The sequence below is a fragment of the Amycolatopsis eburnea genome (genome assembly GCF_003937945.1).
GTDB lineage: Bacteria > Actinomycetota > Actinomycetes > Mycobacteriales > Pseudonocardiaceae > Amycolatopsis > Amycolatopsis eburnea.
Map to the genome: position 1 here is coordinate 397181 of NZ_RSEC01000036.1, position 11906 is coordinate 409086.

At 68.8% G+C, this 11906-nt stretch carries 12 protein-coding genes; all 12 read left to right on the forward strand.

The genetic code is table 11. The annotated features are described in order from the left end of the window. Positions 1-12: 12 nt before the first annotated feature. Complete coding sequence (locus EIY87_RS14425) at positions 13-699, forward strand: HAD family hydrolase (protein ID WP_125308210.1); 687 nt, start codon at positions 13-15, stop codon at positions 697-699. Positions 700-741: 42 nt separating this feature from the next. Then, complete coding sequence (gene cysS / locus EIY87_RS14430; protein ID WP_125308211.1) at positions 742-2130, forward strand: cysteine--tRNA ligase; 1389 nt, start codon at positions 742-744, stop codon at positions 2128-2130. A gap of 22 nt (positions 2131-2152) precedes the next feature. After that, complete coding sequence (rlmB, locus tag EIY87_RS14435; protein WP_125308212.1) at positions 2153-3109, forward strand: 23S rRNA (guanosine(2251)-2'-O)-methyltransferase RlmB; 957 nt, start codon at positions 2153-2155, stop codon at positions 3107-3109. Positions 3110-3161: 52 nt separating this feature from the next. After that, a complete protein-coding gene (locus EIY87_RS14440) occupies positions 3162-4595 on the forward strand; it encodes an MBOAT family O-acyltransferase (RefSeq protein ID WP_125308213.1) in 1434 nt (477 codons plus the stop codon). A 1437-nt stretch (positions 4596-6032) separates the two neighbouring features. After that, on the forward strand, positions 6033-6224 hold the full coding sequence (locus EIY87_RS14445; protein WP_125308214.1) for a hypothetical protein: 192 nt from the start codon (positions 6033-6035) through the stop codon (positions 6222-6224). A 162-nt stretch (positions 6225-6386) separates the two neighbouring features. After that, positions 6387-6749, forward strand: a complete 363-nt coding sequence (locus tag EIY87_RS14450; protein WP_125308215.1) for a hypothetical protein — start codon at positions 6387-6389, stop codon at positions 6747-6749. Between the two features lie 40 nt (positions 6750-6789). After that, positions 6790-8055, forward strand: a complete 1266-nt coding sequence (locus EIY87_RS14455) for a hypothetical protein (RefSeq protein WP_125308216.1) — start codon at positions 6790-6792, stop codon at positions 8053-8055. Positions 8056-8068: 13 nt separating this feature from the next. Next, a complete protein-coding gene (locus EIY87_RS14460; RefSeq protein ID WP_125308217.1) occupies positions 8069-8674 on the forward strand; it encodes a histidine phosphatase family protein in 606 nt (201 codons plus the stop codon). 73 nt (positions 8675-8747) lie between these two features. Next, positions 8748-9320, forward strand: a complete 573-nt coding sequence (locus tag EIY87_RS14465) for a transglutaminase domain-containing protein (RefSeq protein ID WP_125308218.1) — start codon at positions 8748-8750, stop codon at positions 9318-9320. A gap of 183 nt (positions 9321-9503) precedes the next feature. Beyond that, positions 9504-10517 (forward strand): hypothetical protein, encoded by a 1014-nt coding sequence (locus tag EIY87_RS14470; RefSeq protein ID WP_163046628.1) that lies wholly within the window; start codon positions 9504-9506, stop codon positions 10515-10517. A gap of 2 nt (positions 10518-10519) precedes the next feature. Continuing rightward, on the forward strand, positions 10520-11158 hold the full coding sequence (locus EIY87_RS14475) for a hypothetical protein (RefSeq protein WP_125308219.1): 639 nt from the start codon (positions 10520-10522) through the stop codon (positions 11156-11158). Between the two features lie 73 nt (positions 11159-11231). Continuing rightward, positions 11232-11903, forward strand: coding sequence for an HD domain-containing protein (locus tag EIY87_RS14480; protein WP_125308220.1), 672 nt, complete (start codon positions 11232-11234; stop codon positions 11901-11903). The last annotated feature ends 3 nt before the right edge of the window (positions 11904-11906 follow it).

An 11906-nucleotide genomic window follows, 5' to 3' on the forward strand; every position in this document is an offset into this window, starting at 1 on the left:
TAGGCTGAAACCATGACCATCAAGGCGGTGTTGTTCGACTACTCCGGCACCCTGTTCCGGCTGGAACAGGACGAGACCTGGCTCGCCGACCTCACCGACCACTCCGGCTCGCCGCTGGACATCGAGGCGCAGGCCGAGCTGATGCGCCGGATGACCGCCCCGGTCGGTCAGGTCGTCGAGCTGGACGCCGAGCACCTGCACGCGTGGCAGCACCGCGACCGCGACCCCGCGCTGCACCGGAAGGTGTACCTCGAGGTGCTCGGCAAGTCGGGCGTCCCGCGGCGCGAGGAGGCCGTCGCGCTGTACGAGCGGCTCATCGATCCCGGCCAGTGGACGCCGTACCCGGACACCGAGGCCGCGCTGAAGGCCGCGTCCGAACGGGGCCTCAAGGTGGGGGTGCTCAGCAACATCGCCTTCGACATCCGGCCCGCCTTCACCGCCCGCGGGTGGGACGCCTACGTCGACGAGTTCGTGCTGTCGTTCGAGGTCGGAGCGGTCAAGCCGGAGCTGGAGATCTTCCGCAAAGCGGTCGAGGGCCTCGGCGTGCCGGCCACCGAGACGCTGATGGTCGGCGACAGCGAGGAGGCCGACGGCGGCGCCCGCGCGCTGGGCTGCGAGTTCGCGCTGGTCGACCCGCTGCCGACGGCCGAACGGCCGGATGCCCTGCTCATGGCGTTGCGCGGCTTCGGCATCGGCTGAGGGCCTGCGACGCGGCTCACGCCGACCCCGTACCCTTTGAGGGTGGCCCTACACCTTTTCGACACAGCGACCCGGAGCGTGCGGGAGTTCCACCCCGTCCGTAGCGGAACGGCGTCGATCTACGTGTGCGGTGCCACCGTGCAGGGCGTGCCGCACATCGGGCACATCCGCGGCGCGCTGAACTACGACGTCCTGCGCCGCTGGCTGGTCCACAGTGGACTGGACGTGCTGCTGGTCCGCAACGTCACCGACATCGACGACAAGATCCTCACCAAGGCCGCCGACGCCGGCCGTCCCTGGTGGGAGTGGGCGGCGACGCACGAGCGCGCCTTCGAGCAGGCCTACGACCAGCTCGGCTGCCTGCCGCCGTCGATCAACCCGCGCGCGACCGGGCACGTCACCCAGATGGTCGAGCTGATGCAGCGCCTGATCGACCAGGGGCACGCGTACGCGACCGAAGGCGACGTCTACTTCTCGGTGAAGTCGTTCGACCACTACGGCGAGCTGTCGCGCCAGGGCCTCGACGACGTCCAGCAGGGCGAGACGCCGACCCGCGGCAAGCAGGACCCGCGCGACTTCACGCTGTGGAAGAGCGCCAAGCCGGGCGAGCCGTCGTGGCCGACGCCGTGGGGCGACGGCAGGCCGGGCTGGCACCTCGAGTGCTCGGCCATGGCCACGGCGTACCTGGGCGCGGAGTTCGACATCCACGGCGGCGGGATCGACCTGATCTTCCCGCACCACGAGAACGAGCGCGCCCAGTCGAACGCCGTCGGCGACCCGTTCGCCCGCTACTGGCTGCACAACGCGTGGGTGACCATGTCCGGCGAGAAGATGTCGAAGTCGCTGGGCAACACCGTGACGATCCCGGCGATGCTGGAGCGCTACCGGGCGGTCGAGCTGCGGTACTACCTGGTGCAGCCGCACTACCGGTCCAACATCGAGTACTCCGAAGCGGCGGTCACCGAGGCCGCGCAGGGCTACCGGCGGATCGAGACGTTCCTGCGGCGCGCGGCCGGGTCCGGCGAGGTCGGCATCGGCACGCTGCCCGGCGGGTTCGCGAACGCGCTCGACGACGACCTGGCCACCCCGCAGGCGTTCGCCGTGGTGCACAACACGGTCCGCGACGGTAACGCCGCTCTCGACGCGGGCGACACCCCGAAGGCACTCGAACTCGCCGCGGCCGTCCGCGCGATGACCGACGTGCTCGGCCTCGACCCGCTGTCCGCGCGCTGGTCCGAGGCGGGCGGTTCCGACACGCCCACCAAGGAGGCGCTGGGCTTCCTCGTCGAAAGCCTGCTGGCCGAGCGCCAGCAGGCCAGGGCCGAGAAGGACTTCGCCCGCGCGGACGCCGCCCGTGACCGCCTCCAGCAGGCGGGCATCGTGGTGGAGGACACCCCCAACGGTCCTCAGTGGACCGTCAAGGCCGACTGAGCAACGCAAGGAAACTTTCACCATGGCAGGCAATTCGCGGCGCCAGGGCGCGATCCGCAAGACGGGCACCAAGAAGGGCGCCGTCGTCGGCTCGGGCGGTCAGCGCCGCAAGGCCCTCGAAGGCAAGGGGCCGACCCCGAAGGCGGAGGACCGCCCCGGGCACAAGGCCTACCGCGCGGCCAACGCGGCGACCAAGCGCGACCAGGCCCGGCAGAAGAAGGCCGACAAGCCGGAGCTGATCGCCGGGCGCAACCCGGTGGTCGAGGCGCTGCGCGCGGACGTCCCGGGCACGGCGCTGTACGTCGCGCTGAACATCGACATCGACGAGCGCGTCAACGAGGCCGTCCGGCTGGCCGGCGACAAGGGCATCTCGATCCTGGAGATCCCGCGCGAGGAGCTGGACCGCAAGACGAACCGGGCCATGCACCAGGGCCTGGGCCTGCAGGTCCCGCCGTTCGAGTACGCCCACCCGGACGACCTGATGGCGGCCGCCCGCGACTCGGGCTCGACCCCGCTGTTCGTCGCGCTGGACGGCGTCACCGACCCCCGCAACCTGGGCGCGGTGATCCGCTCGGCGGCGGCGTTCGGCGCGCAGGGTGTCCTGCTGCCGGAACGGCGCAGCGCGGGCATGACGGCGGTCGCGTGGCGCACGAGCGCGGGCACGGCGGCGAAGCTCCCGATCGCGGTGGCGACGAACCTCACGCGACAGCTCAAGGCGTGGGCGAACGAGGGCCTGATGCTCGTCGGCCTGGACGCGGACGGCTCGGTCGACATCGACGAGCTCTCGCTGGCGGCGGACCCGCTGGTCATCGTGCTGGGCTCGGAGGGCCGCGGCCTGTCGCGGCTGGTCCGGGAGACGTGCGACGCGACGGTGTCGATCCCGATGGCGGCGGGCGTGGAGTCGCTGAACGCCTCGGTGGCGGCCGGCGTGCTGCTCGCCGAGGTGGCGCGACGCCGCCGTGTCGCCGGTCGGGTCTGACACCACCACCCGGTCGGGTTAAGGTCACCGTCGGATAAACCGAGGGGACCCGATGTCGTTCGTATCGCCACTTTTCCTGTGGTACTTCATGCCGGCGGTGCTCATCGCCGTGCTGGTGTGCCCGCGGAGCTGGCGCAACGGCATCATCGCGGTCGGCAGCCTGCTGTTCTACACGATCGGCGCCGGCGGGTTCGTGTTCCTGCTGCTCGGCTGCATGGTCGTGAACTTCGCGGCCGGCCCGCTGCTGGCCCCGAGCCCGTGGGACGTCCACGGCGTCCGGCGGCGCCGCATCCTGATCGCGGTGGTGTCGCTGGACGTCGCGGTGCTGCTGATCTGGAAGTACGCGGGCTTCGCGACCCAGCAGATCGCGGCGGTGGCGCACTGGTTCGGCGGCAGCGTGCCGGTCGCGAGCCTGGTCGTCCCGATCGGCATCTCGTTCTACACGTTCCACCACATCTCGTACGTGGTCGACATCTACCGCGGCGAGCGCCAGGCGCTGCGCAACCCGGTGTCGTTCGCGGCGTACATCGCGATGTTCCCGCAGCTGGTGGCGGGCCCGATCGTGCGCTACCGCGAGATCGCCGACCAGCTCCCCCAGCCGAGGTCCCACCGCCTCGACGACATCGCGGCGGGCTTCCCGCGGTTCGCGCTCGGCCTGTGCAAGAAGACGATCATCGCGGACTCGCTGAGCCCGTTGGTGGAGGCGTGCTTCAAGGTCCCGCCGGACCAGATGACGTTCGCGACGGCGTGGCTGGGCGCGATCGGCTACACCCTGCAGCTGTTCTTCGACTTCTCGGGCTATTCGGACATGGCGATCGGCCTCGGCCGCATGCTGGGCTTCCGGCTGCCGGAGAACTTCGCGAGGCCGTATTCGTCGGTGACGATCACGGAGTTCTGGCGCCGCTGGCACATGAGCCTCAGCCGCTGGTTCCGCGACTACGTGTACATCCCACTGGGCGGCAACCGGAACGGAGCGGCCCAGACGTACCGCAACCTCTGCATCGTGTTCGTCCTGACGGGCTTCTGGCACGGCGCCCAGTGGACGTTCCTGGTGTGGGGCTGCTACCACGGCGCCCTCCTGGTGATCGAGCGCCGCTTCGGCCTCGACCTCGACCCGGCGACACCGTGGAAACGCCACCTGCGCCGAGCCCTGACCATGCTCCTGGTGGTGTTCGGCTGGGTGTTCTTCCGTTCGGCGGACCTGGGCCACGCGTTGTCGATGATCGGCCACATGCTGATCCCGGACTTCGAGGGCTTGGGCGCCGGAGTGGAGCAGGCGTTCACGAACCAGCGCCTGGTCCTGCTGCTGGCGGCACTGGCGGTGTTCCTCCTGCCGGCCCACCCGGTGACGGGCCCGCTGCTGGAGTCGTCCCGCAGCCGCCCGGCCACGGCCCTGCGCATCGGCGTGATGACGGCGGGCCTGCTGTACGCGGCGATCCTGATCGCGACGGGAACGTTCAGCCCGTTCCTGTACTACCAGTTCTAATGTCCGCTCCTGGAAGAGTGGATCTTCGGCAGCTGAAACCGCCCTCTACCTGCGGTTTCAGCTCTCGGCGCTTCTCCGGACTTCTCATCCCGGCCCGTTGCCAGACGGCCTGGAGACGGCCTGAGCGGGCCTCGACCGCGTCTCCCCGTCGTCCCGATAGGCAGCCATCCAAGCGGCCGTCGCGTGGCGGCCGTTGGACGATCCGGCGTTCGGGTCGGCGGGGTTTGTGACAAGCGTTGCGTGGCCGGCCACCTGCCAGAGCTGGCCTCCGGGGCTGAGGCGGGCTTTCGGCGGCACTCTGTGCCCGGCCGCGCTCGGCGGGCTCGGCCCGCGACCGGCGGCCGAAGCGGAGCGGCGGGCCGTCCGTCCGTGTCGTATGGGCCCAGAGCCCACCAACGCAAGGTGACCAGCGCGCCGCCGTTCGGCGGCGCGCCTTGATCCCATAGAGCCAAGTTCGACAGAAGTGCCATTAGGTCAGACTTCCGTCGCAGTTTCCGACGTTCATCCCGACATAGTTCCCGTCGTAGTTTCCGAACTAGTTCCAGAACTAGTTCCCGACATAGTTTCCGACGTTCATCCCGACATAGTTCCCGTCATAGTTTCCGAACTAGTTCCAGAACTAGTTCCCGACATAGTTTCCGACGTTCATCCCGACATAGTTCCCGTCATAGTTTCCGAACTAGTTCGAGAACTAGTTCCCGACATAGCTCCCTGATACAATGTCAATGTTGACGCAAAGCGCTAAACCCCCCAGCCGACGCCACCCAGAGCGGCCTGACCAGGGGGTTTAGCTCACCGGTACAGGTGGTCGAACAGGTCTTGGAGGATCCTGACCACCTGGACTAACGTGCCAACGGTACCCGGTGGAAGAAGCTTCCACTTCTTCCACCGGGACCTATACTTCCGACATGGGCAGGCCATATCGCCGTGCGGACACTTAATTTTGTCGCCTTCCTGCTCGTAGTGGCCAGAGCCCAACCCAAGCTTTGATCCTCACGAACCAAGGCTTGAGGATCGAACTCAGATGAAGATCGTCGCTGGCGCCAGCGCGATATACGCAGTGTGCGCCCAAGAACGAGTCGATGCAACTACCAACGCGACATGATCTTGCTTTTTGCGCGGGTGATCGCCAGTTCCCTTGGCGTCCATTGCCGACCGTTGTCGTCCATTGACGTCCATTGCTGTCCACTGACGTCCACTAAGATCCGCACCCCTGACGAACCCAACCCGTAAGGATGTGATGCATTTCACTTGCACCTAGCGCTGTGGTGCGTGCCTCGCTCGGCCCGGATCAGACGTTGGGTTGAGCGGCAACGCCGCGTATCGCAGCCCCGGTGCTGACTGTGACGGCGAAGGCGAAGCGGGCGCTGATGACGCGGACGGGGTTGCGGTGGCAGAGTTCGTTCAGCCCGTTCCTGTACTACCAGTTCTGATCCGGTGACGATCGAGATGTCCCCTGAACTAACCAAGATGATCCGCAGCTGGCGCATCGAGGAGGGGCCGAGCCGGCGAGAGGTCGCCGCTCGCGCAACCCGCCACCTCGGTCTGGACCCAAGCGACAACCAGCTCGCCGGCCGCGCCTTGTGCTCCGAAGCAGCGGAGCTGCTCGGCGGGGAGCCCTGGAACTGACACGAGCCAGCTTCACCCGCCCCCGGCCAGACCCCACCCACCGACCCGGTACGAAGCCATCCTCAGCGGCCACGTCGCCGGGTCAAGGCACGCTTTCCCGCCTTGACGCGGGGACGTGGCCGTTGAACGATCGGCGGACCGGGCCGATGGGACAATCCCCCCATGACCGACCCCGTCGACCTGGCCAAAGTCCCAGGCGTGATCCCGTACGTGGACAACCACACCGGCCCCCGCCGTCTCCTCACCCTGGAAATCCCGCACCTCGGCCACACGGTCCGCGCGTACGCCCCGATAGCCAGCATCGACGGCCGCCAGTACATCGTCTCCTGGGGTTCGGTCACGTTCGAGATCCCGGCGGACCGCAACGTCCACGTGAGCGCCCACCTCCACACCAACAGCGGCTACGAGCACACGATCACGCCGTTCGCTTCGATGGTGCTGGTCCCGCACCCGGCCCCCATCAAGCTGAAAGCCCACTTCGTCCCCAGCCACGGCCCCGAAGGCAGCCTCGTCCCCGTGCCGTGACCTTGTAGCAGACCCGCGCCCGCACGCGACTCCTTTGTCCGTGGACACCCACGAAGAACCGATCACGGACGAAGAGCTGGCCCGCTACGCCAAGGGCAAGTTCCTGCTGTCCGCGCTGCGCCTCCGCCCGGTGTACTACCGCCTGCTCCGCGAAACCAACGGCCGCGACGCGCTGTGGGCTTCCGCTCAGGCCCGGCGCCTGGCACCCGACGACCCGGAGCTCCCGGCCCGGATCCGGGAATCGGTCCTCCGCATCGGCGCCTACCAGATCTGGGGTGACGTCCGGCGCAGCGACGAAGTCGTCGACCGGGTGGCACTTTTCCTGGCCGTCGCGATCCTGGCCGGTGCGGGCGGCGGCGCGGTGTTCTACGCCGACGGTTCGGTGCTGCGCCGGGTCGCGTACGCCGCCATCGCCGTCATCACGAGTCTCGGCGTCTGTTTCGTCGCGGACAGCGCGTCGGCGGTTCGCGCTCCGGTTTCCCCAGCCGGGAAAGCCCTGCTCGGTCTGCTCGGGCTGGGCGCGTTCCTGATCGCGGGCTGGTGGCTGCTGCGGTGGCCGACGCTCTGGGGCCTCGGGCTGTCGTCCGGCATCTTCATCGCCGTGGTCACGCTGTTCGTCCTGGGTTGCCTCTCCCAGCTGGGCCGCGTGCTCTCGCAGGCCGCCTACCGCTTCTCGTGGGCCAGGTGGACCTCCGCCGAGATCACCGAGACCCTCGCCGAGGCGCACTGGTGGTTGAGCAACGAGCCGGAACCCCACTGCCTGAGAAGCACCTCGGACAGCCTGGAGCACGTCGCCATCTGCGTCGAGCGCTTCCTTCCCCAGCACTTGACCGCGTACTTCGCCCCCGTGGTCAGGGCCTCGCTCACCCAGCGCGTCCAGCACGAGTTCGCCGGGATGGCGGCCCGGGCCCGGCTCCTGTCCAGGGAGTGCCTGCTCCCGAAGGCGACGACGCGCGTCGAAGTCGCCGACGAGGTGGCGCACCTGCTCGTCACCGCCGGGCGAGAACAGTGGGGCGAATGGGACCGCGCCGACGCGGACGAGGTCGAACGGTCCACTCGCTGGCGCCTCTGGCTCTCCGGCGCGCTCCGGCTCGGGCTCGGTCTGCTCCCGCTCATCCTCGTCGCCTTCGGCGCCTTCTACGTCTACCAGACCAACCCCGCCTCTCCCTTGCTCAAGGCCGAAGTCCTTGCCCCCGTCCTCGTCGCCGCCCTCGGGTTCTTCACCACCGTCCTCAGCTCCGGCGCCGAGCGGGAGAAGCCGGGGCGCCGTCGCAAGCCCTTCGGGGGGCGCAAGATCGGGACGTGAAAGCCTGAGGACCGTGCTGACCACGCGGTACCTGTTCCTCACCCGGCACGGCGACGCGACCCCGTCCGGCGAGCTCACCGAAGCCGGCCGGCGGCAAGCCGTTCTGCTCGGGCGGCGGCTGCGCGACGTTCCCGTCACCGCGATCCACCACGGTCCGCTGCCACGCGCCGCGCGGACCGCCGAGCTCATCGCCGCGCAGTTGCCCGGGGTTCCCGTCCACGTCGAAAAAGCCGCCGGGGACTTCGTTCCCTACGTGCCGAAGCGCGAGGAGCTGCCCGAAACCGCCGCCGGGGTGCTGCTCGCCTTCGCCCGCAGTCTCCCGCCCGCCGACGAAGAACTCGCCGCCGAGGCCGAACGCCGGTTCAGCGGGCCGGTGCCGGGAACCGAGCCGCGGTACGAGGTTCTCGTCACGCACAACTTCCTCGCCGGCTGGCTCGTTCGCGCGTCGCAGGACGCGCCGCCGTGGCGGTGGCTCGCGCTCAACCACGCCAACGCCGCCCTCACCGTCATCCGGTACTCGCCGGCGCGGCCCGCCGCGCTGCTGACCTACAACGACCAGAGCCACCTGCCCGCCGAGCTGTGCTGGACGGGGTTCCCGCCCGATTTCTACGTTCCGTAGTCGCCGGACGCGGAGCGTGTCCGCGGCGGAAAACACGTCTCGCCCGAATGGCCGCACCTGTCACGATGGCCGGATGAGTCCCGTTCCCGCGCCCACCTCCGATCGGCTGAGCGACTACCTCGCCGCCGACGACGTCGTCGACCACCGGCACCCGCTGATCCGCGCGCGGGTGGACGCTTTGCGCGCCACGAACGGAGATCCGGCCAAGGCCGCGTTCCGGTTCGTGCGGGACGAGGTCGAACACGTCATCGACGCGCGCGACCCGCGCGTCACCTGGCGGGCGTCGGACGTGCTCCGCGAGCGCGTCGGGATCTGCCACGCGAAGGCGCACCTGCTCGCCGCTTTGCTTCGGGCGCAAGGGATTCCGGCCGGCTTCTGCTACCAGGAGCTCTCCGCGCTGCACGGGCTGAATGCCGTGTACCTGCGCGAGCTGTGGTCACGGCTGGACGCCCGCGGCAACCGCACGGGCGCTCGCGGGGAGTTTTCGCTCGACGAGGAGAAACTGGCCTGGCCGGTCGACACCGGGCGCGGCGAACGCGATCACCCGGAGATCCACCCGGCGCCCGCGCCGGTCGTCGTCGAGTTCCTGAAGACCGTCCGCCCCGGCCCCGGCTGGTACGAAAAGGGCCTCCCGGCCACGCTCTGAGCCCGGTTTCCCGCCGTTTTCGGGAAACCGGGAGATCTGGTTAATTATTGCCGAGAGTGACGTTCGGCGGCGCACGCTGTCCCCCGAACTTCTTATTTCGCAGGCCCCCTCAGGCGCGTAAAGTGACTCCGCGCACTCGAACAGACACTATTTGCATTCGTCTGTTCGAGTGGTTCGAGGGAGGTGAAGCAAGTGGCCGCGGAAGGCGGACCCCGCCGCCGCACCCCACTGCAGGAGATCTTCTGGACCAGGACGAGCTTGCTCCTCACCGTGCTCGTCGTCGTCGCCGGCCTCAGCCTCTGGGTCGCCGGCCTGATGGACCCCGGCACCGGGAAGAACCTGGTGACGTCGCTGGGCACCGGCACCCTGATCTCCGCGATCGTGGGGTTCGGCACCACGCTGATCACCGCCAGCGCTTCGCAAAAGGCACTGGTGACCCCGGTGATCGAAGAGAGCAGGCGCGCGCTGGAAGACCTCAGCGCCGAATACCGCGCGCTGAACAAGGAGTTCTTCCCCACCGACGTGTTCGAGGCGACCACCGACCCCGACCCCGCGTTCAACCGCGGGCTGATGGCCGACCTCGACCACACGCGGCAGTACTTCTTCCGCGGCTTCTCCGGGCGGCACGCGGCCGCCCGCCTGCTGCTTTCCCGCACCGAACGCGAACTGCGCGCCGTCATCGCCGATCCGCGCGACGCGACCTCGATCAGCGGGCGCGCCCGCTACCTGTTGCGCCGCGAGGCCGGCGACGTCGACTACGAACAGATCCAGACCCGGCTCGACGAAGAGATCCGGATCGGGCTCGTCGGCCTCTTCCTGGCGCGCAGCCGCTGCGCGTCGGTCGACATCACCGTGGTCGCCGACCCGCCGCTGGACCGCCTCGAGCTGTTCGACGACAGCGTGTGGGTGTCGCTCTACAGCGACGTCCGCGGCGCCACGAAGCTGTACCCGCGGTCCCTGCGGTTCACCGAGGGTTCCTTCCTCTACAACATGGAGCGCGCCGAATTCGTGCGCGTCTCGCAGTCCCGGACCGGCCGCCACTTCCGCATCACGTCCGCGACGACGCGGACGGATTTCCTGGCGCTGTTCGAAAAGATCACCGGATCCCCGCTGTCCGAGGAGCAGTTCCGCGAGCTGGAGGCCAAGTTCCACGCCTTCCGCGCGGAGTTCTCCGAAGTCGCCGAGCTAGGGAGCTGACCTTGCTCACCCGCCTGTCCCCCCTCTCCGAACTGGCCACGCGCCTGCGCACGGCCCAGTTTCCGCTCGCCACCGAATGGCGCGCGGTCGACGGCTGGTTCCGGCCGTGGGCCGCGCAATCCGGCCTGCGCGACGAACTGCGGAACCAGCTGCGCACGCTCTCCGGCGCGCAAGCGACGAAGGTGCTGCGCTCGTCGCGGGAAACGACCACGCACTTCGCCTGGTGCCTGCTGGATTCGCCGGCCGACCCGTTTTCCTTCTGGCTGCACGAATACAAGGCCCAGGAGGACTGGCGGGAGGGCTACGCCGATTCGGTGCACAACCACAGGTACCACTTCTGCACCACCATTCTCCGTGGTGACTACTTCCACGAAAGGTACGAAACGACGATCGACGCCGGCACCGGCCTGATCGAGTCCGCGCGCCTGCGCCGCCGGGCCCTGTGCCAGGCCGGCGACTGCGCGACCATGCTCGCCGACCAGTTCCACCGGATCCCCGAAGCGGCCACCGGGACGATGACTTTCCTGGTGAAATCACGGCCCGTGAGCAGTTTCAGCCTTTCTTTCGATCCCGCCAGCGGAATCGGGCATCGTCACGTTCCGGTGGAGAGCCGATTGGGGGAATTGGCCGACCGCATCTAGCTACACACCGGCGTCAGCGGCGCTTACCATTACTCCACCCGTCTGAACACCACGGCCGGGATGGGAGAGGTGTATGCGCACGCAGGAAAGCACGATCGACCACGTGATCGTCGACGCCGTCGAAGACCGGGTCCACCGGCTTTGCCGCCAGTACGCCGGGCGGCTGCAGTTCCACGGCTGGCACCACGTCAGTTTCGTCCGCGCGAAGGCGGGTCATTTCGCCCGCCACAACGGGGCCGACCCCGCGGTGGTCGAAGTCGCCGCGCTCGTGCACGACGTCAACTACCTGGTGCTCCGGAACTCACCCGCGTCGGCGGGCCGGAACCTGCGCCTGGAAATCCTCGCCGGGTGCGGGGTGCCGCCGCGGGTTTCGCGGTGGATCGACGAGATCGTCGACGAGGCGGAAATGGCCACCCGCGGCCGCGACATTTCGCTGGAGGCGCAGGCGTTGAGCGACGCCGACACGTTGTTCAAGGCGCTCCCGGTGACGCCGGTCGTGCTGGCCCACCGGTACCTGCGCGAGAACGGGCTGAGCCTGCGCGAGCTGGCGGACAAGATCGTCGGCGAGCAGTGCGACGTCCACGACGAGGGTTACTACTTCTACAACCCGGAGGCGGCGGCGACGTACTCGCGCTGGGCGACGGCGAACCTCCAGCTGTGGCAGTGCATCAAGGAGGCGGTCGACGACCCGACGGTGGTGGAACTGCTGGACGCGGTGCACGCGGTCGACGCGCTGGCGTCTTAGCGA